Here is a 22,343-nt window from a genome sequence, read left to right on the forward strand (position 1 = left end):
GGCGCCACCAGGTCATTCCCGGGGCCTTCGGGTGTTCGCTGACGGTGAAATCAAGTAATCATGCGGTCAGCAGATCGCCGATCTGGCGCAGGCCGATCAGGTCGTGGACGTCGTCCGCGAGCGCGGGCACCTCGACCGTCCGGATCGCACGGTGGCCGCGGCGGAAGCGGTCGGCGCGGCGGTGGTCGCCCACGACCTGTTGCATCTTGTCCGCGTGCAACCGCAGTACCGCGGCCGTCAGCGGCGACTTGTCCGCTTCCTCGAGCTTCTCGGCTGCAGCGAGTGACCGCTCCGCCGACAGTTCCGGGGCCTGCGTGTTCGTCACCCGGTTCAGCACGACGCCGGCCAGCGGCATTCCCTCCGCCCGCAACCGCTCGGCGAAGTACGACGCCTCGCGCAGGGCGTCGTTCTGCGGGGCGGCCACCACGAGGAATGAGGTGTGCGGCTCCCGCAGCAGCGCGACCGTCTGCTCGGCCCGCTGCCGGAACCCGCCGAACAATGTGTCGAACGCAGCGACAAACGTTTGTACGTCGGTCAGCACCTGCGCGCCGAGCACCCTGTTGAGGACCGACATCGCCATGTTCACCCCGGCCGACATGAGCTTGAACGGCCCGCGCGCCGGCGCCAGCAGCAACCGCAGGAAACGGCCCTCGAGCAGCGAAGCCAGCCGCTCCGGCGCGTCCAGGAAGTCCAGCGCGGACCGCGACGGCGGGGTGTCGACGATGATCAGGTCCCAGTCGCCGGACTGCTCGGCCTGCTTGTGCAGCTGCCCGAGCTTCTCCATCGCCATGTACTCCTGCGTGCCCGCGAACGACGAGGAAAGCGCCTGGTAGAAGGGATTCGCGAGGATCTGCTCCGCCTTGTCCGGCGTCGCGTGCTGCAGTACGACGTCGTCGAACGTCCGCTTCATGTCGAGCATCATCGCGTCCAGCCGGCCGCCGTTCGCGACGTCCACCTCGGCCACCGCACGCGGTGTGTTGTCCAGCTCGGTCAGGCCGAGCGACTGCGCCAGCCGCCGCGCCGGATCGATCGTCAGTACGACGACCTTCCGCCCGCGCTCCGCCGCGCGCAGCCCCAGCGCCGCCGCCGTGGTCGTCTTGCCGACCCCACCGGCGCCGCAGGTGATGACGATCCGCGTCTCCGGATCGTCGATCAGCGCATCCAGATCAAGCTCCGTCATCGGCGCAGCTCCTCGGCCAGGTCGAACAGGGCGCCGTGGTCGATGCCCTCGGGCTGCAGCTCCAGCTCGACAACTTTCTTGCCTAGGGCATCTATTCGGTCGCGGTTCTCGCGTTCCAGCCCGACCCGGATGGCGTGGTCGTGCGCCTCGGACGCGAGCGTCTCGACCAGGTCGTCGCCGATCGTGATCCCGGCCGCCCTCAGGCCCCTGGTCAGCTCGGCGGTGGGTAGTTTCTCCTTCACCGCAAGGGCAAGTGCGTCGTCGTCGAGCGGGCTGTTGCGGACCATGTTCACCACGATCGACCCGACGCGCAGGTCCAGCGCCTCCAGCTGCTCGGCCGCGTCCAGCGTCTCCTGGACCGGCATCTCCTCGAGCAGCGTGACCAGATGGATCCGCGTCACATCCGAACGCAGCATGCCCATGATCGCGTCCGCCTGGTTGCGGATCGGCCCGACCTTGGCCAGCCCGGCCACCTCGTGGTTCACGTTCAGGAACGGGCCGATCCGCCCGGTCGGCGGGGCATCCAGCACCACCGCGTCGTACGCGAGCCTCCCGTGCGCCTTGCGACGGGTCGCCTCGTAGACCTTGCCGGTGAGCAGTACGTCGCGGAGCCCCGGCGCGATCGTGGTGACGAAGTCGATCGCGCCGACCTTCTCGAGCGCCTTCCCGGCGCGGCCGAGGTGGTAGTACATGTCGAGGTACTCCAGCAGCGCAGCCTCGGCGTCCACGGCCAGCGCGAACACCTCCCCGCCGGCCGGGCCTTGCGCGATCCGGCGTTCGACGTACGGGAGCGGAGGTACGTCGAAGAGCTGAGCGAGCCCCTGGCGCCCTTCGACCTCGACCAGGAGGATCCGCTTCCCCTCCTCGGCCAGGGCAAGCGCCATAGCGGCCGCAACGGTTGTCTTACCGGTGCCCCCCTTACCGGTGACCACGTGCAGTCGCGCCATAGGTCCCAGGGTAGGACGTGTCCCACAGCACACCGCTAGGGCATGTCTCCCGGCCCCACGCCTACTGCGCGGCACTCGGCACGGCACCTCGCCGCACGGGTGCAAAGGCCACGATGCTCCGCATCGAGACCTTCGCCCCCGCGCGCCGATGCACCGCACCGAGCACCTGCTCGCGACGGCGTGGGGCCGGGAGACATGCCCTAGAGTCCCCTTCATGAAGAAGTTCGAGTACTTCACCGCACCGCTGCTGGTTCACTCGACCAAGGAGATCCTGGACAACTTCGGCCAGGACGGCTGGGAGCTGGTCCAGGTCGTCCCGGGCCTCAACCCGGAGAACCTGGTCGCCTACTTCAAGCGGGAGATCGAGGACAAATGAGCCACCCCGAGGAGAAGCTCGCCGAGCTCGGCCTGAAGCTGCCCGACGTGGCCAAGCCGGTCGCGGCGTACGTGCCGGCGGTCCGGACCGGTGACCTCGTCTACACGTCCGGTCAGCTGCCGCTGCGCGAGGGAACGCTGATCGCCACCGGCAAGGTCGGCGACTCCGTCACCCCGGAGATCGCCAGCGAGTGCGCCCAGCAGTGCGCGCTCAACGCGCTGGCCGCGGTCAAGGCCGAGATCGGCGACCTGGCGAACGTGAAGCGGATCGTGAAGGCGGTCGCGTTCATCGCGTCGACGCCGGACTTCACCGGTCAGCCGCAGGTCGCGAACGGTGCGTCCGAGCTCTTCGGCGCGGTCTTCGGCGAGGCGGGGCAGCACGCTCGCAGCGCGGTCGGCGTACCGGTCCTCCCGCTGGACGCACCCGTCGAGGTCGAGCTCATCGTCGAGGTCAGCTGACAAGTCGTGCGTGACCTCACCTCGGAGCTCATGACCGGCCGGATGGCGGAAGTCGCGCTCGAATACACCCGCGGCTCCCGCACCCCGGCCGACCCCCGCCCCGCCTCAACGGTCATCCTCCTCCGCAAACCTCCGGCAGCCGGGCCGGAGGTGTATTTGTTGCGGCGGCAGCGGACGATGGCGTTCGCTGCGGGGATGACGGTGTTCCCGGGTGGTCGGGTCGACCCGGCGGACTCGGCGATCGCCGGCTCGTGGTCAGGTCCGCCGCCGGCCGACTTCGCCACCCGGCTCGGATGCTCCGCGGAGCTGGCCGCCGCCTACGTCGCAGCGGCCGTCCGCGAGACCTTCGAGGAGTCCGGCGTCCTGCTCGCCGGCCCGTCGCCCGAAGCAGTCGTCGGCGACACGACAGGTGACGACTGGGAAGCCGACCGGGTCGCGCTGGAAGCCGGTGAGCTCGGGTTCGCCGATTTCCTCCAGCGCCGCGGGCTCCTGCTCCGCGCCGACCTGCTGGGGGCCTGGGCGCACTGGATCACGCCGGAGTTCGAGCCCAGGCGGTACGACACCGCGTTCTTCGTCGCCGCTCTTCCCGCGGGGCAGGTCACCCGCGACGTGACGAGCGAGTCCGACCAGGTCACCTGGATCCGCCCGGCCGACGCGGTCACGGCCGTCGATACGGGCGAGATGCTCATGCTGCCCCCGACGTACATCTGCTGCCGCGACATCTCGCAGTACGCCGACGTACCGGCGATCCTGGCCGCGGCCGGCGAACGTGAGATCCGGGCGATCATGCCCACCGTCCGTGTCGACGGCGAAAAGGCCTATCTGGAGACCACATGAGAGTCACCGACTACGCGAGCCTCGTGCTGGCCGCGAACCCCGGCCCGATGACGCTGGACGGCACCAACACCTGGATCCTCAAGGCGCCGGACGGGGAGCGCTCGGTCGTCGTCGACCCCGGTCCGATGCTCGAGGAGCACCTGACCGCGGTCCTGGAGGCGGCCGGCCCGGTGGCCGTCGTACTGCTGACCCACAAGCACCCGGACCACTCCGAGGGCGCGGCGTGGTTCGCCAACCGGGCCGGCTGCGGCGTACGCGCAGTGGACCCGGCCTTCCGCATCCCCACCGACCATGCGCACGGGCTCGGCGAGGGCGACGTGATCACCGCCGACGGCCTGCGCATCGAGGTCCTCCCGACCCCCGGCCACACCCTGGACTCGGTCTGCTTCTGGCTCCCGCAGGACGGCTCCCTGCTCACCGGCGACACCGTCCTCGGCCGCGGTACGTCGGTCGTCGCGTACCCGGACGGTGCCCTGGGCCCCTACCTCGACTCCCTGAACAACCTCCGCGCCTTCGCCAACTCTCCAGCCGGCGTAGCCCGCCTACTCCCCGGCCACGGCCCCGTCATCGACGACCCCGCCGCAGTCCTCACCTACTACCTCAACCACCGCGAAGAACGCCTGGCCCAGGTCCGCACAGCCCTCGCCGAAGGCCACACCACCCCCGAGTCCATCGTCGAACACGTCTACGCCGACGTACCCCACCCCCTCTGGCCCGCCGCCGAACGCTCCGTCCGAGCCCAGCTGGACTACCTCAACGGTTAGCTGGCCCGCCAATTTGCCTGGCTGACCCACCAATTTGGCTGGCTAACCCACGAAGGCAGGGGTTTGTGACCCAAAACCTGGGTCAATAACCCCCGAATTGATGGGTTAGCCAGCCAAATCGGGTTATCCACAGATGTGACGGGAGGCAGCCCGGGATCGCCTGGCGCGGTTGATGCTGGAGTCATGAACCTCAGGCTCAAGGCGGTGGCCGCCAAGCAAGGCGGTGTGTTCAGTCGCCGGCAGGCACTCCGGGCTGGGTATACGCCCGAGCAGATCCAGGACCGCCTGCGGGACACCCGGTGGGAACGGGTTCGCCACGGCCAGTACGTCGAGCGCACCGACCTGAATCACCTACCCCCTTGGGAACGGCGGCTTCTGCTCCATCGGCGACTGGTGTACGGGGCTGTCAACGCGATGCGTCCGGGTACGGCGGTAGTCAGCCACCACTCGGCCCTCGTCGTCCACGATGTGCCGGTCTGGGACGTTGACCTCAACGAGGTGCAGCTGACCAGGTCGAACTCGGCCCGCTCCGGCTCGGCTGCCGGGGTCAGACATCACCACGGCAAGCTGATCGGCGACGCTGTCCTCGAGGTCGACAACCTGGCTGTCACCTCGATCGCTCGTTCCCTGGTCGAGACCGCGGCCACAGTGTCCTTCGAAGGCGCGGTGGTGAGTGCCGACGCCGTACTGCGGGGGGCACTGGTGCCCGATGCCGAGTTGCGCAGCGCCGTCGCACTAGCCGAGTTCTGGCCAGGTGGCCCCAACGTCCGGGCCGCGCTGGGGTTCGCGAGCCCGTTGGCGGAGTCAGTTGCCGAATCGCGGGTGCGGGTGCTGATGCATCAGCAAGGTCTCCCGGTGCCGGAGCTTCAGGCGGTCTTCCATGACGCGGACGGCTTCATCGGCCGGGTCGATTTCTACTTTCCGGAGCATCGTACGATCGTCGAGTTCGACGGCATGTCGAAGTACGCCGATGGGTCGAGTGCGGTGCTGATCCACGAGAAGGCCCGCGAAGACCGGCTGCGTGCTCTAGGCCTGCAGGTGGTCAGGCTCACCTGGGAGGATCTCGCGCATCCGGCTCGTACGGCGATGCTCATCCGGCGGGCGTTCGCTGGGGCCCGGGAGATCCACCGCGCTGGGTGACCCATGAAGTCACGGGTTCCACACCGCTGTCAAAGGTATGGAACCCCCGAACTCGCTGGTCAGCCAGGCAAATTGCTGGGTCAGCCAGGCAAATTGCGGGACGGCTAGCGGGCTCGGCGTTGGAGGCGGTCTACGTCCAGGAGTACTACGGAGCGGGGTTCGAGGCGGACCCAGCCTCGGGAGGCGAAGTCGGCGAGGGCCTTGTTGACGGTCTCGCGGGAGGCGCCGACGAGTTGGGCGAGCTCCTCCTGGGTGAGGTCGTGGTGGACGTGGACGCCGTCGTCGGCGGTGCGGCCGAAGCGGCTGGCCAGGTCGAGCAGGGCCTTGGCGACCCGGCCCGGTACGTCGGAGAAGACGAGGTCGGCGACGACGTCGGAGACCTTGCGCAGGCGGCCGGCGAGTTGCAGCAGCAGGCCGCGGGCGACCGCGGGGCGGCCGTCGAGCCAGCGGAGCAGCTCGTCGTGGGTCAGCGACATCAGTTGGGCGTCGGTGACGGCGGTGACGGTCGCGGACCGCGGTCCCGGGTCGAACAGTGACAGCTCACCGAACATCTGGCCGGGGCCGAGGACGGCGATCAGGTTCTCCCGGCCGTCGGCCGACGTACGGCCGAGCTTGACCTTGCCCTCGACCACTACGAAGAGCCGGTCACCGGAGTCGCCCTCGTGGAACAGCACCTGACCGCGGCGCAGCCGGCTCTCGGTCATCGATGCGGCCAGGGCGTCGGCCGCCTCGTCGTCGAGCTGACTGAACAGCGGTGCCTGTCGGAGCACTGCGGCATCCACTTTGGGCCTCCTAGGACCTTCGACCACGACTGCGGACCGGGGATCGACCCCGTCCGGCACCGGGTCGTTCACACCCGGTCGCCCCAAAACCGTAGCCCCTCGGGTGTCGGCACCGCCACGTAGGCTCGCCTCGACTCGCCGGAGCACCACAGAGTGTGTGCCTCAGTACCCTCCGTCACGCGAGGGCTGCGCGGCCTGTCGGTGGGCGGACGTAGGCTGGCCTGCATGCCATCCCCGCTTGTCGCGGAACCAGTCCCGGGAGCCCTCCCGACGGTCTCGCTGAACCTCCCCCGTAAGGCCCCGGTGTACGTCGACGAGACCCACACCCAGCTGGTGCGCCGGGCCCGCAAGATGCACAAGGTGCTCACCGACACCTACCCGGACGCCCACTGCGAGCTCGACTTCACCACGCCGCTCGAGCTGCTGGTGGCCACCATCCTTTCGGCCCAGACCACCGACGTCACGGTCAACAAGGTGACCCCGACGCTCTTCGCGAAGTACCCGACCGCCAGTGCGTACGCCGAAGCGGACCGGGACGAGATGGAAGCGATCCTGAAGCCGACCGGCTTCTTCCGCGCGAAGACCAACAGCGTGATGAAGCTCGGCCAGGCCCTCGTCGACGACTACGACGGCGTGGTTCCGGGCAAGCTCGCCGAGCTGGTGAAGCTGCCGGGCACCGGGCGGAAGACTGCCAACGTGGTCCTCGGCAACGCGTTCGGCGTCCCCGGGATCACGGTCGACACGCATTTCGGCCGCCTGGTCCGCCGGTTCGGCTGGACGGCCGAGGAGGACCCGGTCAAGGTCGAGCACATCATCGGAGAGCTCTTCCCGAAGAAGGACTGGACGATGCTGTCGCACCGGCTGATCTTCCACGGCCGCCGGCGCTGCCACGCCAAGAAGCCCGCCTGCGGCGCCTGCCCGATAGCCCAGTGGTGCCCGTCGTACGGCGCCGGCCCGACCAACCCCGAGGTCGCCGCAAAGCTGGTGAAGGTCCCGGCGTGAAGTTCCGATCCGGTACGCCGTCCCGCCGCGCACTGTTGATCGCTGGAGCGGTCGCGTTGGTGCTGTCGGCGACACTGGCGGCGTGTGGATCGGAGCGAGCCGATGACGGCGGTCAGCCGTCGACGGGCCGGAGTGCCGTCGCCGGCGCGGACAAGCTGTCGGCGTGCCCGTCGACACCTTCGAAGCCGCCCGTCACCGGAGCCTTGCCGGACGTCACGCTCCCGTGCCTGGGCAGCGGTCCGGACGTACGGCTCGCCGACCTGCGAGGTCCGCTCGTGATCAACGTGTGGGCGCAGTGGTGCGGCCCATGCCGCGACGAGGCGCCGTACCTGGCCGCGCTGGCGAAGTCGGGCAAGGTGCCGATGCTGGGGATCGACTACGACGACCCGCGGCCGGAGCTGGCGGTGAAGTTCGCGACCGATGAAGGGCTGACGTATCCGCACGTCATCGATCGGGACAAGGCGATCCAGCGCGCGTTGAAGGTCGGCGGTCCGCCGCTGACCGCGTTCGTCGGCAAGGACGGCGCGGTCGCTTTCGTCCACCGCGGTGTGCTCACCTCGCAGCAGCAGCTCGACCAACTGGTGAAGGACCACGCCCGATGACCTTCGACGGTGTGGAGATCCCGGACTGGCTGCGGCCGTTGGCGAAGGCGTCCGAGGACGTGGATCCGAACGTGCTGTCCCGGTTCCTCCCGCCGGACGATCCGTCGGTGCGGAAGTCCGCCGTCCTGATCTTGCTTGCTGAGGGCAACGATGGGCCCGAGGTGCTGCTGACCGAGCGGGCCTGGACGCTGCGCAAACACGCCGGGCAGATGGCGTTCCCGGGCGGCGGTGCGGACCCCGAGGACGGCAGCGGGGACGACGGTCTGATCCGGACGGCGTTGCGGGAAGCCGAGGAGGAGACCGGGCTGGACCCGGCCGGCGTCGTACCGTTCTCGATCTGGCCGGCGCTGTGGGTGCCGGTGAGCAACTTCGGCGTGTCGCCGGTGCTGGCGTGGTGGCGGGAGCCGTCGCCGGTCGCGGTGGTCGACCCGGCCGAGGTCGCGTCGGTGCACGAGGTCCCGATCAGCGCGCTCGCCGACCCGGCGAACCGGATCAGCTGCCTGCACCCGTCCGGGTTCACCGGCCCGGCGTTCGTCGTCGACGACCTCTACATCTGGGGCTTCACGGCCGGTCTGCTGGATAAATTGCTCCTGCTCGGTGGATGGCACCGCGACTGGGACCCCTCGGTCGTCGTACCGTTGCCCGACCGACTGGTCGAGGCGGCCTGGCGGAGTGAGGGGCGACGGCCCGAGGACGTGCGGCGGATGACCGCCATCGAGCACGATCTCGGCCAGGCGCACGGTGACAAGTCGGAAGGCGTGGAATGAGCTGGCTCGACTGGGCGGTGCTCGGCACCGCGGCGCTGGTGGCGATCTCGGGGTACGTCGAGGGATTCGTGCTCGGGGCGTGCGCCACGCTCGGCCTGCTCGGTGGCGCCGCGATCGGTGTCTGGGGTGTGCCGAAGGCGCTGGACCATTTCTCGCCGAGCGTGACCGTGTCGTTCGCGGCGCTCGTGCTCGTGGTCGGCCTGGCCGCGCTCGGGCGAATGCTCGGGGCGATGGCCGGCACCAGGGTGCGCAACCGGCTGTCCTGGAAACCGATCCGGTTCCTCGACGCGCTCGGCGGCGCCGCGCTGGCGGCCGCCTCCGTGCTGATCGTGGCGTGGGTGCTCGGTGTCGCGGTGAGCGGCGCGCGGATCCCGAGCGTGACGTCGGCGGTGCGCGGGTCGCAGGTGCTGGCGAAGGTCGACGAGGTCCTGCCGAACAGCGCGGACCGGGCGCTGCAGTCGTTCAACGACGTGGTCAACACCGACCTGTTCCCGCGGTTCCTCGACCCGTTCGTGCCGGAGCGGATCCGCGAGACGCAGCCGCCGGACAGCGCGATCGCGCGGCAGCAGCCGGTGCAGTCGGCGTACACCCGGATCGCGAAGGTGACCGGGGTCGCGAGCTGCTCCCGCGGTCTCGAGGGCAGCGGGTTCGTGTACGCGCCGCAGCGGGTGATGACGAACGCGCACGTCGTCGCCGGGGTCAGCTCGCCGCAGGTCGAGGTGAACGGCAAGAAGTACGACGCCAAGGTCGTGGTGTTCGACCCCGAGACCGATATCGCGGTGCTGTACGTGCCGAACCTGAAAGAGCAGCCGCTGACCTTCGACTTCGCCGGTAAGGCCGACGACTCGGCGGTCGTGCTCGGCTACCCGGAGAACGGTCCGTTCGACTCCGAGCCGGCCCGGATCCGGTCCGAGGAGCGGCTCCGCGGCCCGGACATCTACGGTGACAAGACGGTCACCCGCGACGCGTTCTCGATCTGGGCCTCGGTCCGACCGGGCAACTCCGGCGGCCCGCTGCTGTCGCCCAAGGGCACGGTGTACGGCGTGGTCTTCGCCGCGTCCGTCGAGGACAACCGGACCGGCTACGTCCTCACCGCCGAACAGGTCTCCGACGACGCCCGCGACGGCACCACCGCCACCCAAGAGGTCTCCACCCAGTCCTGCACCTGATGCAACAGGACCGCGCCGCCACCGCATTGAAGGGTTGTGACGGTGACGACGGACGCGCTCTCGTTCGACGAGGTCGTGCGGGCGAGTGAACGGCGGCTGCTGCGGCTCGGGCTGATGCTGACCGGCGGTGTGCACAGCGCGGAGGACCTGGTCCAGACGGTCTTCGCGCGGGCCTACCGCCGGTGGGCGCGGATCGGTGCGCTCGATCATCCCGAGGCCTATCTGCGGACCATGGTGGTGAACGAGTTCCTCAGTTGGCGCCGTCTGCTGAAGAACAGCGAGGTCCCGCTGGCGGAGCCGGTGGACCAGCCGTCCCGCGAAGACATCGGCGCTCGCCAGGCGCAGCGCGACGCCGCCTGGCGCCTGCTCGCCGGGCTGCCTCGCAAGCAGCGCGCCGTCCTCGTCCTGCGGTACTACGAGGACCTCCCCGACTCCGAGATCGCCGAGGTGCTCGGCGTCGCGCCCGTCACGGTCCGCACCAACGCCGCGCGCGCGTTGGCGACCTTACGAGGCACCCTGTCCGCCGAGGAGGCGCAGAGATGACCAGGCTGACCGACGACGAGCTCGGCGAGCTCCTCCGCGAAACCTTTACCGAGCACGAAGAACTGGTCGATAGATTGCCTGCAGCAACCAAACGCCGGAGTCCGCTGCCGGCCATGCTCGCGGCCGCGGCGGTCCTCGTCGTACTGGCCGGAGTCCTGTACGTCGCCAACCGGACCGGAGCCGCCGACTCGGCGCCACCGGCAGCGACCCCGCCGACGACGCGCACCGCCGACGACGACGCGACGATCTGGACCGCCTCGATCGAGACCTTGCTCCGGACCGTGAAACCAGCCGCCGGCGCCTGGCGGTCGGTGATCGTGCTGGACCTGTCCGATGTCGGGACGAAGCACGCCCGCAAAGGCCCGCCGATCTCCGCGGACCAGCGGGAGACGATGACCTACCTGGTGCGCAAGATCGCGCCGCTCCAGTTCCACCGGGACATGGCGCCGGCCCCACCGACCTGCCGGGACAACCGGGTCGGAGTGGTTCAGCTCGCCGACGTGATCGACAAGGGCGACCACGTCGAGGCCCAGGTGAGTCTCTTCCACGACTGCAACCACTGGGAGACCGCGACGTACCGCGTCGAGCACCGGGGCCCTTTCTGGGTGGTCACTGCGACTCTGGTGACCGATTCTCAGACCTGGTAGCGCTCAGCCAGTCGAGCAGGACGCGGTTGAAGATGTCCGGTGCTTCTTCGTGGGGGAAGTGGCCGGCTGGGGTGATCAGCTCGTCGCGGAGTGGGGCGGTGATCAGGCGGGGCGGGGTGGTCGCGGTGGGGGAGATGGCCGCGTCCTGTGCGCCGTGGATCTGCAGCACAGGTACGGCGACCGGCGTACGCATCCTGGCGGAGTACTTGCGGCCGTCCGGGCGTAACCGGGAGCGGGCGAACCAGCGGTGGTATTCGAGGGCGCAGTGCGGTGCCGGCCAGACCTGCAGCGCCGCGCGGTAGCGGCGAGACGCCTCCGCGTCGGGGAACGTGCCATCCGGTGCGGCCCAGGCGCGGAGGAGTCCCTCGATGTGGATGCCGTCCTGAGCCAGCAGCCGCCGCTCCGGAAGGATCGGCAGCTGGAACCACGCTGTCCGGCTCAACGCCTTGGCTCGGCCGGCCCGGGCCAGCACGAGCGGATGCGGTGCCGACACCGCGGCCAGTCCGCGGATCTGGCGCGGCGTCAGTACTGCGGCTGACCAGCCGATGAAGCCGCCCCAGCCGTGCCCGACCACCACAGCGTCAGTAGCACCGAGCGAGCGGATGACGCCGGAGACATCGGCGGCAGCGGTGTACGGGTCGTAGCCACGGGGCGTCTTGTCGCTGGCGCCGTACCCGCGCAGGTCCATCGCCACCGCGCGGTAGCCAGCGGCCGCGACCACCGGCAGCTGATGCCGCCAGGCCCACCAGAACTCAGGGAAGCCGTGCAGGAACAGGACGAGCGGATCGTCCGCCGCGCCACACTCCGCGACGTGGAACCGGGCCCCGTTGGCCGCGACCAGCGAGTGCGACCAGGGGCCGTCGACCAGCAGGTCGACGACGCCGGCCGGGCTCAGCGCCGTGCGCCAGACTCAGGCAGGGCCGCGTGGTCCTCGTCGCCCTTGCCGATCGCCTTGAGCACCTCGACCGACTGCTTCGAGGTCTCGATCGTCCGCTCCGGACCCTTCGCGCTCTTCAGCGCCCGCATCCCGATGAACACCAGGATCGCGCCGATCAGCAGGAACGCACCGGCCACGATCAGGAACGCGATGGCCGGGTGCAGGCCGGCCGCGGTCAGTCCGTACGCCGCGGAGATGCTCAGCAGGATGACCGCGAGCAGCGCGAGGAACGCGGCGGCCGCGAACATCCCGGCTCCGGTCCCGGCCGCGACCGCGGTCTTCTTCAGCTCGGTCTTCGCGAGCTCCAGCTCGCTGCGGACCAGGCTGGACAGTTCCTTGCTGGCATTCGCGACGAGCTGGCCGACCGTGGGCCCGTCCCCGTTCTGCCCCATCGACATCGCAACTCCTTCCCACACGTCCGTGCCCCGACACTACAGTCCGTACCCGCGCTCAATCGGCGTACGCGCGGTTTCGGCGAGCCAGCAGGAGTGCGGCGATCAACGCGGCAAGGACCGAGGCGACCAGTACGGCGGCCTTGGCGCGCTCGACCTGGGCCGCATCCGATCCGAAGGCGAGCTGCGCGATCAGCAGCGCGACCGTGAAGCCGATGCCGGCCAGCACGGACACCGCGGCGACGTCTCGCCAGGCCAGGTCGGAGTTCAGCTCGGCTCGCGTGAAACGGGCGGTCAGCCAGGATCCGCCGAACACCCCGATGGACTTGCCGACCAGCAACCCGGCGACCACGCCGATCGCGACCGGGTCGGTGAGCATCTGCCGTACGGCGGTCCCGCTCAGCGTCACGCCGGCGGCGAACAGCGCGAACACCGGTACGGCGACGCCCGCCGACCACGGCCGCAGCCGGTGCTCGATCCGCTCCGCCGGCGCGTGCTCCTCGCCGGGATCCGCGACGACGCGGGTGACGAGCCCGAGCGCGACGCCGGCGATCGTCGCGTGGATCCCGGACTCGTGCATGAACCACCAGGTCGCGAGCGCGATCGGGATGTACAGGAACGGCGTACGCACGCGCCGCCGCTGCAGGACGTACCAGAGCGCGATCAGGGCGACCGCGGCGAGCAGCCACAGCAGGTGGAATCCGTGCGAGAAGAAGACCGCGATCACGAGGATCGCGCCGAAGTCGTCCACCACCGCCAGCGTGAGCAGGAACGCCCGCAGAGCACTCGGCAGCGACGACCCGACGATCGCCAGCACGGCCAGCGCGAACGCGATGTCGGTCGCTGTCGGCACCGCCCAGCCATGCGGTTTGCCATCGTGCGTGGCCAGGTTCGTGATCAGGTAGATGATTGCCGGGAGCACCATTCCGGCAATGGCCGCGGCTACCGGCACGACGGCCTCGTTGAGCTTCGACAGCGTGCCGACCACCAGCTCGCGCTTCAGCTCGACACCGGCCAGGTAGAAGAACAAGGCCAGCGCTCCGTCGGACGCCCAGGCCTCGACCGTCAGTGGGCCGAGCTGGGCCTCGCGCAGGTGGTGGTACGCGTCCTGCCACGGTGAGTTCGCCCAGACCAGCGCGACGACAGTAGCCGCGAGCAACAACAGGCCGCCGGTCGTCTCAGCCCGCAGCGTGTCGGCGAGGAACGCGCGTTCGCGCCCGAGGATGCGGGGGAACGCGCGCTTCTTCTGCCGGATCCGCGGGTGCTGGCTCATATCGGCCCTTCATTTCGGGGTCGGTCGGACGGACGCCGACCAGACTTCCCGGCACACCCAGTGACCGATTCTACCTGGTGATCTCGCTGGCGAGGCCTTCGAAATCGGGGACGACGAGGTCCGGCGCGAGGAACGACTTCGGGTACGGCGTGTTGCGCCGGTCGACGTAGAAGCCGTTGAGGCCGGCCCGGCGGGCGCCGTCGATGTCCCACGGGTGGACCGCGGCGAGCGCCATCCGTTCCACCGGCACTCCGCAGACCTCCGCGGCGTACCGGTAGGCGTCGGGATGCGGCTTCCAGCGCTGTGGCGTCGATACGTCGAGGCGGTTCTCGAGGAACGGCATGATCCCGCCCTTGGCGAAGACCTCGGCGGACATCGCCGCCGACCCGTTGGTCAGGGTGACGATGCGGATGCCCGCCTCGTGGATCCGGCGTAGTCCTGGCTCGACGTCGGGGTGCAGCGGCAGGCGGGTGAACCCGGACAGCACGCTCGCGACCGTCTCGTCGTTCGGCTCGATGCCCGCTGCGACGAGCTGTGCTTCCAGGAGTTCGGCGGCGAGCTCGCGGAAGCCGGCGTACGCGCCGACCGCGGTCAGTGCGAACCCGTCGCGCAGCGTCGCCGCGAACCACGCGTCGAGGCTGTGCCGGGGCAGGCCGACGGCCTCGAACCCGTCCCGCAGCGGCTCCATGTCCGTCAGGGTCTCGTTGACGTCGAGCACCAGTACGTCGATCATCAGGACTCCTCGCATCTTGGATCGGTCGTTCCAAGATATGATGCCGGGTATGCCGGATGTCAAACATTTCGACGAGGCGGAAGCGCTGGCCACGGTCGAGCAGCTGTTCTGGCGCCGCGGGAGCGCGGCGACCGCGATCCAGGACGTGGTCGCGGCGACCGGGCTGAGCCGATCGAGTCTGTACAACGCGTTCGGCGGCAAGGACGAGCTGTACACGGCGGCGGCCCGTCGGTACCTCGAGCACCGGTCGCGGCCGATGTTCGACCAGCTGGCCGCGGACGGGCGCGGGATGGAAGCGGTTCGGGCGTTCTTCGACCGGCTGCTGCGGTTGCGGCTGTCGGGGGAGTACGCCGGCTGGGGCTGCATGATGGCGAACGCGAACGCCGAGAACCCGCCGGACGCCGTACGGGCGGTGCTGTCCGAGCATCACGCCGTACTGCGTGACGCGCTGGCCGCCGCGCTGAAGGTTGCTCAGAGCAACGGAGAGTTACGGTCCGGGATCGAGGCCGAGGGCGCGGCGGAGCTGCTGACGCTGCTCGCCTACGCGGTGAATCTGCGGTCGCGGTCGGGCGCGACCCGGGCGCAGTTGAAGTCCGCGGTCACCGCCGCGCTGGCGGCACTCGCTAGCTGATCCAGCCTCGCGGATCCGGTCCCTTCGGGACGATGCCGGTCGGGTTGATGCTGGTGTGCGTGACGTAGTAGTGCCGCTTGATCTGGTCGAAGTCGACCGTCTCTCCGAAGCCCGGCAGCTGGTAGAGGCGACGCGCGTACGCCCACAGGTTGGGGAACTCGGTCAGCTTCTGCCGGTTGCACTTGAAGTGACCGTGGTACACCGCGTCGAAGCGGACGAGCGTGGTGAACAACCGGACATCCACCTCGCGGAGCGTGTCACCGAGCAGGTACTCACGGTCCTGGAGCCGTGCCTCGAGCACGTCGAGACGAGCGAACAGGGCGTCGTACGCCGCCTCGTACGCCTCCTGGCTGGTCGCGAAGCCGCAGCGATAGACGCCGTTGTTCACATCGCGGTAGATCTCGTCGATCAGGACATCCATCTCGGCGCGATCCGGCGGGACCAGCTGCGGAGCTCCGGGCTTGTGGAAGTCGGTCCACTCCGTGGACAGGTCGAGCGTGATCTGCGGGTAGTCGTTCGTCACCACGTCGCCCGTCAACGTGTCGACGATCGCGGGCACCGTCACGCGGCCGTCGTACGCCGGGTCGGTGCGCAGGTACGCCTCGGAGAGGAACTTGATGCCGAGCACCGGGTCCGTGTCGTCGGCGTCGAGCGTGAACCGCCAGCCGCGCTCGTCGCGGATCGGGTCGACGATCGCCAGGCTGATCGCGTCCTCCAGACCGAGCAGCCGGCGGACGATGACCGAGCGGTGCGCCCACGGACACGCCAGGCTCACGACCAGCCTGTACCGCCCCGGCTCGACCGGCCAGCGACCGTGGTCGTCCGGGCCCTCGCCGGGCGCCGACGCGGAGTCCCGCGAGATCCGGCCGGTGAATCTGTTGCCCTGCCGCTTCCACTCGCCGGTCGACGACGTCTCCTGCACGAACTGTCCCGGGGCCATAACGATAAAACTACCCCGCTGGGAATTGGCTGAGCCTGTGGATCGTCACTGGCCGTGAGGCGGCACTGGACGTTACAGTCGGGCTGACAAGGTCGTTCGGGACAACGTGGTCGCGGGCGCCTTGCGCGGTACGAAACACCGCGGCCCGCGTTCCCCGGCAACCGGTTTGCCGGGCAGATTCCCAGGGATACTTGACCTCATGGCCCGCCCACGGAACAACCCCGGCGATCTCGCCGAGCTCCCTACCGAGCTGCGGACCGATCGTCCGAAGGGTGACCAGATTCGCGAGATTCTGGAGAACCTCACCCGCTCGCTGGCCGTCGGCACCGTGCTGCCGTCCGAACGCGTCCTCGCCGAGCGCTTCGGCGTGGCCCGGATGACGGTGCGCCAGGAAGTGGACCGGGTCGTGGCCGAGGGCCTGGCCAACCGCCGCCCCGGCGGCGGCACCTTCGTCTCCGAGCCGCGCCCGTCGCGGATGCTCGCCTCGTCCTTCACCCAGGACATGATCAACCGCGGCATCAAGCCCGGCGCCAAGGTCCTCGAACACCGGGTCGGCGCCGCCGACGAGGACCTCGCCCGCGAGCTCGAAGAGCCGATCGGCACCCCCGTCCTGCACCTCGTCCGCCTCCGCACCGCCGACGGCGACCCGATGGCGATCGAGCGCACCGCCCTCTCCCTGCAGCGCTACCCGCGCCTCGACGAGATCGACTTCGCCGAGAAGTCTCTCTACACCGAGCTCTCCACCCGGTACGGCGTCACGCTCGGCATGGTCTCCGCCTCCATCGTCGCCGCCCCACCCGTGCCCGGCGACGCCGAACTCCTGGAGATCGACAACTCCACCCCCTGCCTCATCATCACCTCAGCCCCCCGCACCGCCACCGACCAGGTGATCGAATTCGGCCGCTCCATCTACCGCTCGGACCGCTACGACATCACCGTCGCCTACCGCGCCACCTGACAGCCCAACCGTGCCGCCGGGCCGTGCTCGAGGTAGGTGTTGACCTCGTCGAGGATCAGGTTGAGCGGCTTGGTTGCGTCGACCTGTAGGTAGCCCTCCGCCGGGCGCTTGGTCCGTTGGATCCAGGTTCGGAAGAGTTGTTCGCCGTCGGTGTCTGCGTCGCCGAGGTCGGCCGCGTGCAGGCCGACGGCTCGGCGTTGGCTTCGCATCGGGGCTCGGGTTCTGAGGCGGTTGTCGATCAGCGTGAGATCGTCCGTCCAGGATTCGACGTACTTGTAGGCGATCCCGCGCTCACCCGCGATCTCCAGACCCGTCGTGAGGATCTGGTCGTACCCGCACGGGCTGTCGATCACCACGCTGGTGCCCTGGTCCAAGAGGCTCCGGGTCAACGCGTAGACGGCTGAGTACGCCGCCGGACCGCTGCCCTCGACCGTCACACCTCCGTCGAGAACCGCGCTCCGAATGACGTCCAGGTCCACGACGATCGCGCCGTACCGCGAGCCGACGTGGTGCGCGATCGTGGACTTTCCGGCGCCCGGAACGCCGGACATTTGCAGGAGGAACTGCTTCATGGACTGCTAGACGTTCAGACTGCGGAGAACGTTCGGAGTCTCGCCGCGGGCGGTGAGTCTGGTGACGATCTCGACCGTGAGGGCCTGCACGAGCATCGCCCCGACCATCGTCGACGTCGCGCCGGTCCGTTCGGGGCTGCCGTCGACGTCGATCAGGGCGTCACCCGGTACGCCGCAGTTGTCGATCACCACGTCCGCGGTCTCGAACAGCCGCTGACCACCGGGGGCCCGCGACGATGTCGACGTACTGTGCGCCATCGACGTCAGCGCGATCACCTGCGCACCCCGTTCGCGTGCACCGAGAGCGAACTCGACGGGTACGGCGTTCCGCCCGGAGTTCGATGCGATCAGTACGACATCGCCGGACTCCAGCTGGTTGACCTCCAGCAGAACGGCGGCCAGGCCGGGGAGGCGTTCGAGCAGCGAGCTCTTCTGCAGGCCCTCGTGCAGCATCAATCCGGGCTCGAGGATCGCGCGTACGTCGGCCAGTCCGCCGGCGCGCCCGTACAGCTCCTCGGCCAGCGTGTGACTGTGCCCGGTGCCGAACACCCAGAACTGCTTCCCGCCGGTGAGCGCGTCCGCGACCAGGCCCGCCGCAACCCGGATCGCCCCGAGTTGCGTCTCGGCAGCCTGGTGCGCGATCGCCAACGCCTTCCCCAAGTACTCCTCAGCCCCAGCCATGCGCCGAACCTATCGTTCGCGCTCCGCGGCCCGCGAGCACCCTGACTAGACCACTACGCCGATCGCGGTGCGATGGTGGGCCGGGTGGTCCACTTCGTCGACGAGCGCGACCGCGAGTTCGGCGTACGAGATCAACTCACCGGCGTCCGCCGGCGCGACGCGGTACCGGTCCTTGCGGGAAGGATCGGCGTGGTCGAAGTCTCCGGCCGGAGCGATCGATACCCAGTCGAGGGGCGATGCCGCGAACACGTCCAGCGCCGCCTGATGCGCAAGGAAGAACGATCGGTACTCCGTTGAGTATCCGTCCGTGTCCATCAGCAACGTCCCGTCGGCCGTCGGCAGGATCGACGCCAGCCCGACCCAGACGAGTCGATGCACGCCGGCCTTCTCGAGCCCTTCGACCAAGGCGCGCGCCGCCGCCGGAAAGAACACCGCCGGGTCGCTCCCGCCGTCGTACACCGCCGCGATCACCGCGTCCTGCCCCGCCGCGAGCTCCGCGACACGCCCCGCGTCGGTCACATCCCCGACGGTCAGCGAGGTCCCGCCCGCCGTACGCGCGACACCAACCACCTCATGACCTCTGCCCACGGCCTCCTCGACAGCCGCCGTACCGGCTCGTCCCCGCGCGCCGATCACCAGAATCTTGCTCACCGCAACCTCCTTGGAATGGGTACGGCGAAGGTAGGCGGGAGCGTGGTTACCGATTGGATACCTTGGTAGCTATGGAGGCGCTCCGAGCGGATATGTTCGAAGAGATCTGCCCGTCGACCCTGCTGCCGTTCAAGGTCGGCGGCGACAAGTGGGCGGGGATGGTGCTGCGCTGCCTGGAGAACGGCCCCCGGCGGTACTCCGAACTGCGCGTGCCGCTGGCCCGGATCAGTCCGAAGATGCTGACCCGGTCCCTGCGGTCGCTCGAGCGCGACGGATTCGTCCGGCGGACGGAGTACGCCGACCCGGCGCGGCGCGTCACGTACGAGCTGACCGGCCTCGGGCGGAGCCTGCTCGGACCGCTGCGGGCGTTCTGTGACTGGGCCGAGGACCACTGGGACGAGCTGCTGGACGCGCGCGAATCGTAGGTTGCGCCAACGCTGAGGTCACCGGCGAAGAACCTGTCAGCGCTTACACTGCCACCGTGGACGAGCAGACTCCGACTGCCCTGACTCAGTTGCCGAGCTGGCTGCTGACCCAGAGCGCAGCGCAGGCGAGCCGGATCGTGACCGAGTCGTTCGGCGCCGTCGGGGCGCGGACGTACCATTTCCGGCTGCTGGCGACGCTGGTCGAGTTCGGGCCGGCCAGTCAGGCCGCTCTCGGCCGGCACAGCTCGATCGACCGCAGCGACGTGGTTGCCGCGCTCAACGAACTGGAGGCGGACGGGTACGTCGAACGCAGCCCCGACCCGGCCGATGCCCGCCGCAACATCATCACGATCACTACGGCCGGCAAGCGGCAGTACAAGCGGCTGACGAATCTGGCCGGCAAGGTGCAGGAAGAGATCTTCGCGCCGCTGTCAGCCACCGACCGGGCCCGCCTGACGACGATCCTCGCCAAGCTCCGGACCTACCACCAGGGGCAGTAGGCCCTACCCGTTCGGCAGCTGGGCGCGAGCGGCCCGCTGAGTACGCCGCACGCGCAGCTCACGGGCGTGAACCCGCCGCCGAGCGGCCCGGGAGATCTTCCGGCCTTCATCGGCGACCGGACTCGGTGTCTGGGAGCTCGTCTGCATCGGGTTCACGTAAGGTCCGATGCACAGTCCGCCCGATCGGTTCCGTCGTACGGCAGATTGACCCGCACACCCACCGCGGCCGATCACAGCCTGACCGCCAGGCCCGGAATCCGTCCTGTTCGGCGCAGATTCGAAACGACTCGGCGATACCCCGGTTCCGTGGCAGGGTGAGCGTTGGTAGAAAGGTAGTCGGGCGCTCCAGCGCGCCGAAGCCAGCGATGAGGAGTCGTCGACGTGACGAATGCAGAGTCACCCAAGCCCGAGGCCCAGTCCGAGGCGCTGTCGAACCTGATGCACGAGGAGCGCAGGTTCGAGCCGCCCGCCGAGCTCGCCGCGAACGCGAACCTCAAGGCCGACGCGTACGACCGGGCCGCCGCGGACCTCGAGGGGTTCTGGGCCGAGCAGGCCAAGCGGCTGACCTGGGCCACCGAGCCGACCGAGACGCTGGACTGGAGCAACCCGCCGTTCGCCAAGTGGTACGCCGACGGCAAGCTGAACGCGGCGTACAACTGCGTCGACCGCCACGTCGAGAACGGTCTCGGCGACAAGATCGCGTACTACTTCGAGGGTGAGCCCGGCGACACCCGCGAGATCACCTACGCGCAGCTGAAGGACCAGGTCAGCCAGGCGGCCAACGCCCTGCTCGAGCTGAACGTGCAGCCCGGTGACATCGTCGCGATCTACATGCCGATGATTCCCGAGACCGTGGTCGCGATGCTCGCCTGCGCCCGGATCGGCGCCCCGCACACGGTCATCTTCGGGGGCTTCTCGTCCGAGGCGCTGAAGGACCGGATCCTGGACTGCGACGCCCGCGTCGTGATCACCTCGGACGGCGGCTACCGTCGCGGCTCGGCCGCGGCGCTGAAGCCGGCCGTGGACGCCGCACTGGTGGACTGCCCGGACGTGCGCAACGTGCTCGTCGTGAAGCGCACCGGCCAGGAGACCGCCATGGCCGACGGCCGCGACCTCTGGTGGGAGGACTTCGTCGGCAAGCAGTCCGTGGACCACACGCCGGAAGCGTTCGACGCCGAGCACCCGCTGTACGTGATGTACACGTCGGGCAGCACGGGCAAGCCGAAGGGCATCCTGCACACGACAGGCGGGTACCTGGTCGGCACGTCGTACACGCAGTGGGGTGTGTTCGACCTCAAGCCGGAGACCGACGTCTACTGGACCGCGGCCGACATCGGCTGGGTCACCGGGCACAGCTACATCGTGTACGGCGCTCTCGCGAACGCGACCACCTCCGTGCTGTACGAAGGCACCCCGGACACCCCGCACCAGGGTCGCTGGTGGGAGATCGTGCAGAAGTACAAGGTCTCGATCCTGTACTGCGCTCCGACCGCGATCCGCACGTTCATGAAGTGGGGCGCGGACGTCCCGGCGAAGTTCGACCTGTCGTCGCTGCGGGTCATCGGGTCGGTCGGCGAGCCGATCAACCCCGAGGCGTACGTCTGGTACCGCGAGCACATCGGCGGGAACAAGGCACCGGTCGTCGACACCTGGTGGCAGACCGAGACCGGCATGCACATGATCTCGCCGCTGCCGGGCGTGACCGCGGGGAAGCCCGGCGCCGCGATGAGGGCGATTCCGGGTGTGAACGTCGACGTCGTCGACGACGCGGGCAACCCGGTGCCGAACGGGTCGGGCGGCTACCTGGTCATCACCAAGCCGTGGCCGTCGATGCTGCGGACGCTGTGGGGCGACGACCAGCGGTTCATCGACACGTACTGGTCGCGCTGGCCGGGCGTGTACTTCGCCGGTGACGGCGCGAAGAAGGACGAGGACGGCGACCTGTGGCTGCTCGGCCGGGTCGACGACGTGATGAACGTGTCCGGCCACCGGCTGTCGACGACCGAGATCGAGTCCGCTCTCGTCTCGCACCCGAAGGTCGCCGAGGCCGCTGTCGTCGGCGCTTCGGATCCGACCACCGGTCAGGCGATCGCGGCGTTCGTGATCCTGCGCTCCGAGGCGGGTGACGGTGGCCCTGACGTGGTTCAGGAACTCCGCAACCACGTCGCCAAGGAGATCGGCCCGATCGCCAAGCCGCGCCAGATCATGGTCGTCTCGGAACTCCCCAAGACCCGCTCCGGCAAGATCATGCGCCGCCTGCTCCGCGACGTCGCCGAAAACCGCGAGGTAGGCGACGTCACCACCCTCGCCGACTCCACCGTCATGGACCTCATCAAAACCAACCTGGCCGCCGGCAAGTCCGACGAGGACTGAGTACCCGAACCACCCAGCGCAGGCCCCCGGGACTGATCCCGGGGGCCTGTCGTCTTCCCGCCA

At 69.4% G+C, this 22,343-nt stretch carries 27 protein-coding genes; 16 read left to right on the plus strand and 11 right to left on the minus strand.

Annotation, left to right across the window (positions count from 1 at the left end; translation table 11 throughout):
• Positions 1-58: 58 nt before the first annotated feature.
• Positions 59-1,180 carry an ArsA family ATPase gene (locus tag OHA18_RS17125; RefSeq protein WP_329005101.1) on the minus strand — a complete coding sequence of 374 codons (1,122 nt, stop codon included), beginning with the start codon at positions 1,178-1,180 and terminating at the stop codon, positions 59-61.
• The gene (locus OHA18_RS17130) at positions 1,177-2,127 is read right to left on the minus strand and encodes an ArsA-related P-loop ATPase (protein WP_329005102.1); all 951 of its coding nucleotides are present in this window, start codon (positions 2,125-2,127) and stop codon (positions 1,177-1,179) included. The genes OHA18_RS17125 and OHA18_RS17130 overlap by 4 nt, the downstream gene beginning before the upstream one ends.
• Before the next feature lie 214 nt (positions 2,128-2,341).
• On the opposite strand from OHA18_RS17130, the gene OHA18_RS17135 reads away from it, so the two are divergent.
• From OHA18_RS17135 to OHA18_RS17155, 5 genes are all read left to right on the plus strand, one after another.
• Positions 2,342-2,503, plus strand: a complete 162-nt coding sequence (locus OHA18_RS17135) for a DUF4177 domain-containing protein (RefSeq protein ID WP_165553378.1) — start codon at positions 2,342-2,344, stop codon at positions 2,501-2,503.
• Positions 2,500-2,961 carry a RidA family protein gene (locus OHA18_RS17140; RefSeq protein WP_329005103.1) on the plus strand — a complete coding sequence of 154 codons (462 nt, stop codon included), beginning with the start codon at positions 2,500-2,502 and terminating at the stop codon, positions 2,959-2,961. Before OHA18_RS17135 ends, OHA18_RS17140 begins: the two co-directional genes overlap by 4 nt.
• A 6-nt stretch (positions 2,962-2,967) precedes the next feature.
• Positions 2,968-3,798 carry an NUDIX hydrolase gene (locus OHA18_RS17145; protein WP_329005104.1) on the plus strand — a complete coding sequence of 277 codons (831 nt, stop codon included), beginning with the start codon at positions 2,968-2,970 and terminating at the stop codon, positions 3,796-3,798.
• Positions 3,795-4,562 (plus strand): MBL fold metallo-hydrolase, encoded by a 768-nt coding sequence (locus tag OHA18_RS17150; protein ID WP_329005105.1) that lies wholly within the window; start codon positions 3,795-3,797, stop codon positions 4,560-4,562. Before OHA18_RS17145 ends, OHA18_RS17150 begins: the two co-directional genes overlap by 4 nt.
• A 183-nt stretch (positions 4,563-4,745) precedes the next feature.
• Positions 4,746-5,702: a type IV toxin-antitoxin system AbiEi family antitoxin domain-containing protein gene (locus OHA18_RS17155; protein WP_329005106.1), complete on the plus strand. Its 957-nt coding sequence runs from the start codon at positions 4,746-4,748 to the stop codon at positions 5,700-5,702.
• Between the two features lie 104 nt (positions 5,703-5,806).
• Here the strand turns inward: OHA18_RS17155 and OHA18_RS17160 are convergent, their stop codons facing one another.
• Entirely contained in the window at positions 5,807-6,484 is a 678-nt protein-coding gene (locus OHA18_RS17160) for a Crp/Fnr family transcriptional regulator (protein ID WP_130386963.1), read from the minus strand.
• Positions 6,485-6,709: 225 nt separating this feature from the next.
• Here OHA18_RS17160 and nth point away from each other — a divergent pair, with 225 nt between their 5' ends.
• Genes nth through OHA18_RS17190 form a run of 6 tightly spaced genes read left to right on the plus strand, consistent with a single transcriptional unit; the run spans position 6,710 to position 11,214 of the window.
• The gene (gene nth / locus OHA18_RS17165) at positions 6,710-7,486 is read left to right on the plus strand and encodes an endonuclease III (protein WP_329005107.1); all 777 of its coding nucleotides are present in this window, start codon (positions 6,710-6,712) and stop codon (positions 7,484-7,486) included.
• Entirely contained in the window at positions 7,483-8,088 is a 606-nt protein-coding gene (locus tag OHA18_RS17170; RefSeq protein ID WP_329005108.1) for a TlpA family protein disulfide reductase, read from the plus strand. Before nth ends, OHA18_RS17170 begins: the two co-directional genes overlap by 4 nt.
• Positions 8,085-8,855, plus strand: a complete 771-nt coding sequence (locus tag OHA18_RS17175; protein ID WP_329005109.1) for an NUDIX hydrolase — start codon at positions 8,085-8,087, stop codon at positions 8,853-8,855. The genes OHA18_RS17170 and OHA18_RS17175 overlap by 4 nt, the downstream gene beginning before the upstream one ends.
• Positions 8,852-10,024: a MarP family serine protease gene (locus OHA18_RS17180; RefSeq protein ID WP_329005110.1), complete on the plus strand. Its 1,173-nt coding sequence runs from the start codon at positions 8,852-8,854 to the stop codon at positions 10,022-10,024. Before OHA18_RS17175 ends, OHA18_RS17180 begins: the two co-directional genes overlap by 4 nt.
• 42 nt (positions 10,025-10,066) lie before the next feature.
• The gene (locus tag OHA18_RS17185; RefSeq protein ID WP_329005111.1) at positions 10,067-10,567 is read left to right on the plus strand and encodes a SigE family RNA polymerase sigma factor; all 501 of its coding nucleotides are present in this window, start codon (positions 10,067-10,069) and stop codon (positions 10,565-10,567) included.
• Positions 10,564-11,214, plus strand: a complete 651-nt coding sequence (locus OHA18_RS17190; RefSeq protein WP_329005112.1) for a hypothetical protein — start codon at positions 10,564-10,566, stop codon at positions 11,212-11,214. The genes OHA18_RS17185 and OHA18_RS17190 overlap by 4 nt, the downstream gene beginning before the upstream one ends.
• On the opposite strand, the gene OHA18_RS17195 is transcribed toward OHA18_RS17190, so the two are convergent.
• From OHA18_RS17195 to OHA18_RS17210, 4 genes are all read right to left on the minus strand, one after another.
• Positions 11,177-12,109, minus strand: a complete 933-nt coding sequence (locus OHA18_RS17195) for an alpha/beta fold hydrolase (RefSeq protein ID WP_329006123.1) — start codon at positions 12,107-12,109, stop codon at positions 11,177-11,179. The genes OHA18_RS17190 and OHA18_RS17195 overlap by 38 nt on opposite strands.
• The gene (locus OHA18_RS17200) at positions 12,106-12,549 is read right to left on the minus strand and encodes a phage holin family protein (RefSeq protein ID WP_329005113.1); all 444 of its coding nucleotides are present in this window, start codon (positions 12,547-12,549) and stop codon (positions 12,106-12,108) included. Before OHA18_RS17200 ends, OHA18_RS17195 begins: the two co-directional genes overlap by 4 nt.
• A 52-nt stretch (positions 12,550-12,601) precedes the next feature.
• Positions 12,602-13,816, minus strand: coding sequence for a Na+/H+ antiporter NhaA (nhaA, locus tag OHA18_RS17205; protein ID WP_329005114.1), 1,215 nt, complete (start codon positions 13,814-13,816; stop codon positions 12,602-12,604).
• Positions 13,817-13,886: 70 nt separating this feature from the next.
• Complete coding sequence (locus OHA18_RS17210) at positions 13,887-14,549, minus strand: haloacid dehalogenase type II (RefSeq protein WP_329005115.1); 663 nt, start codon at positions 14,547-14,549, stop codon at positions 13,887-13,889.
• 49 nt (positions 14,550-14,598) lie between these two features.
• Here OHA18_RS17210 and OHA18_RS17215 point away from each other — a divergent pair, with 49 nt between their 5' ends.
• Positions 14,599-15,180 carry a TetR/AcrR family transcriptional regulator gene (locus OHA18_RS17215; RefSeq protein ID WP_329005116.1) on the plus strand — a complete coding sequence of 194 codons (582 nt, stop codon included), beginning with the start codon at positions 14,599-14,601 and terminating at the stop codon, positions 15,178-15,180.
• Here the strand turns inward: OHA18_RS17215 and OHA18_RS17220 are convergent.
• Positions 15,173-16,120 (minus strand): glutathione S-transferase family protein, encoded by a 948-nt coding sequence (locus OHA18_RS17220; RefSeq protein WP_329005117.1) that lies wholly within the window; start codon positions 16,118-16,120, stop codon positions 15,173-15,175. The two genes, OHA18_RS17215 and OHA18_RS17220, sit on opposite strands and share 8 nt — an antisense overlap.
• 199 nt (positions 16,121-16,319) lie before the next feature.
• Here OHA18_RS17220 and OHA18_RS17225 point away from each other — a divergent pair, with 199 nt between their 5' ends.
• Positions 16,320-17,078 carry a GntR family transcriptional regulator gene (locus tag OHA18_RS17225; RefSeq protein ID WP_329005118.1) on the plus strand — a complete coding sequence of 253 codons (759 nt, stop codon included), beginning with the start codon at positions 16,320-16,322 and terminating at the stop codon, positions 17,076-17,078.
• Here the strand turns inward: OHA18_RS17225 and OHA18_RS17230 are convergent.
• The 3 genes from OHA18_RS17230 to OHA18_RS17240 are packed head-to-tail and all read right to left on the minus strand — an operon-like array spanning position 17,063 to position 18,982.
• Positions 17,063-17,650 carry an AAA family ATPase gene (locus OHA18_RS17230; RefSeq protein ID WP_329005119.1) on the minus strand — a complete coding sequence of 196 codons (588 nt, stop codon included), beginning with the start codon at positions 17,648-17,650 and terminating at the stop codon, positions 17,063-17,065. The two genes, OHA18_RS17225 and OHA18_RS17230, sit on opposite strands and share 16 nt — an antisense overlap.
• A gap of 6 nt (positions 17,651-17,656) precedes the next feature.
• Positions 17,657-18,331, minus strand: a complete 675-nt coding sequence (locus tag OHA18_RS17235; protein ID WP_329005120.1) for an SIS domain-containing protein — start codon at positions 18,329-18,331, stop codon at positions 17,657-17,659.
• A gap of 45 nt (positions 18,332-18,376) precedes the next feature.
• Positions 18,377-18,982: an NAD(P)-dependent oxidoreductase gene (locus OHA18_RS17240; protein ID WP_329005121.1), complete on the minus strand. Its 606-nt coding sequence runs from the start codon at positions 18,980-18,982 to the stop codon at positions 18,377-18,379.
• Between the two features lie 71 nt (positions 18,983-19,053).
• Between OHA18_RS17240 and OHA18_RS17245 the strand changes: the two genes are divergently transcribed.
• The 3 genes from OHA18_RS17245 (at position 19,054) to acs (ending at position 22,280) form a co-directional block, all read left to right on the plus strand.
• Positions 19,054-19,407, plus strand: coding sequence for a winged helix-turn-helix transcriptional regulator (locus OHA18_RS17245; protein ID WP_329005122.1), 354 nt, complete (start codon positions 19,054-19,056; stop codon positions 19,405-19,407).
• 56 nt (positions 19,408-19,463) lie between these two features.
• Complete coding sequence (locus OHA18_RS17250) at positions 19,464-19,907, plus strand: MarR family winged helix-turn-helix transcriptional regulator (RefSeq protein WP_329005123.1); 444 nt, start codon at positions 19,464-19,466, stop codon at positions 19,905-19,907.
• 438 nt (positions 19,908-20,345) lie between these two features.
• Positions 20,346-22,280 (plus strand): acetate--CoA ligase, encoded by a 1,935-nt coding sequence (gene acs, locus OHA18_RS17255; RefSeq protein WP_329006124.1) that lies wholly within the window; start codon positions 20,346-20,348, stop codon positions 22,278-22,280.
• The last annotated feature ends 63 nt before the right edge of the window (positions 22,281-22,343 follow it).

This window comes from Kribbella sp. NBC_00709 (genome assembly GCF_036226565.1).
Classification (GTDB): Bacteria; Actinomycetota; Actinomycetes; order Propionibacteriales; family Kribbellaceae; genus Kribbella.

Excerpts from the sequence above, each read along its gene's own strand:
- OHA18_RS17125 (WP_329005101.1), bottom strand. The coding sequence starts at position 1,180 with ATGACGGAGCTTGATCTGGATGCGCTGATCGACGATCCGGAGACGCGG.
- OHA18_RS17215 (WP_329005116.1), top strand. The coding sequence starts at position 14,599 with ATGCCGGATGTCAAACATTTCGACGAGGCGGAAGCGCTGGCCACGGTC.
- OHA18_RS17180 (WP_329005110.1), top strand. The coding sequence starts at position 8,852 with ATGAGCTGGCTCGACTGGGCGGTGCTCGGCACCGCGGCGCTGGTGGCG.
- OHA18_RS17245 (WP_329005122.1), top strand. The coding sequence starts at position 19,054 with ATGGAGGCGCTCCGAGCGGATATGTTCGAAGAGATCTGCCCGTCGACC.
- OHA18_RS17210 (WP_329005115.1), bottom strand. The coding sequence starts at position 14,549 with ATGATCGACGTACTGGTGCTCGACGTCAACGAGACCCTGACGGACATG.
- OHA18_RS17200 (WP_329005113.1), bottom strand. The coding sequence starts at position 12,549 with ATGTCGATGGGGCAGAACGGGGACGGGCCCACGGTCGGCCAGCTCGTC.
- OHA18_RS17155 (WP_329005106.1), top strand. The coding sequence starts at position 4,746 with ATGAACCTCAGGCTCAAGGCGGTGGCCGCCAAGCAAGGCGGTGTGTTC.
- OHA18_RS17225 (WP_329005118.1), top strand. The coding sequence starts at position 16,320 with ATGGCCCGCCCACGGAACAACCCCGGCGATCTCGCCGAGCTCCCTACC.
- OHA18_RS17135 (WP_165553378.1), top strand. The coding sequence starts at position 2,342 with ATGAAGAAGTTCGAGTACTTCACCGCACCGCTGCTGGTTCACTCGACC.
- OHA18_RS17235 (WP_329005120.1), bottom strand. The coding sequence starts at position 18,331 with ATGGCTGGGGCTGAGGAGTACTTGGGGAAGGCGTTGGCGATCGCGCAC.
- OHA18_RS17140 (WP_329005103.1), top strand. The coding sequence starts at position 2,500 with ATGAGCCACCCCGAGGAGAAGCTCGCCGAGCTCGGCCTGAAGCTGCCC.
- nhaA (WP_329005114.1), bottom strand. The coding sequence starts at position 13,816 with ATGAGCCAGCACCCGCGGATCCGGCAGAAGAAGCGCGCGTTCCCCCGC.
- OHA18_RS17220 (WP_329005117.1), bottom strand. The coding sequence starts at position 16,120 with ATGGCCCCGGGACAGTTCGTGCAGGAGACGTCGTCGACCGGCGAGTGG.
- OHA18_RS17150 (WP_329005105.1), top strand. The coding sequence starts at position 3,795 with ATGAGAGTCACCGACTACGCGAGCCTCGTGCTGGCCGCGAACCCCGGC.
- OHA18_RS17190 (WP_329005112.1), top strand. The coding sequence starts at position 10,564 with ATGACCAGGCTGACCGACGACGAGCTCGGCGAGCTCCTCCGCGAAACC.
- OHA18_RS17130 (WP_329005102.1), bottom strand. The coding sequence starts at position 2,127 with ATGGCGCGACTGCACGTGGTCACCGGTAAGGGGGGCACCGGTAAGACA.
- OHA18_RS17175 (WP_329005109.1), top strand. The coding sequence starts at position 8,085 with ATGACCTTCGACGGTGTGGAGATCCCGGACTGGCTGCGGCCGTTGGCG.
- acs (WP_329006124.1), top strand. The coding sequence starts at position 20,346 with ATGCACGAGGAGCGCAGGTTCGAGCCGCCCGCCGAGCTCGCCGCGAAC.
- nth (WP_329005107.1), top strand. The coding sequence starts at position 6,710 with ATGCCATCCCCGCTTGTCGCGGAACCAGTCCCGGGAGCCCTCCCGACG.
- OHA18_RS17230 (WP_329005119.1), bottom strand. The coding sequence starts at position 17,650 with ATGAAGCAGTTCCTCCTGCAAATGTCCGGCGTTCCGGGCGCCGGAAAG.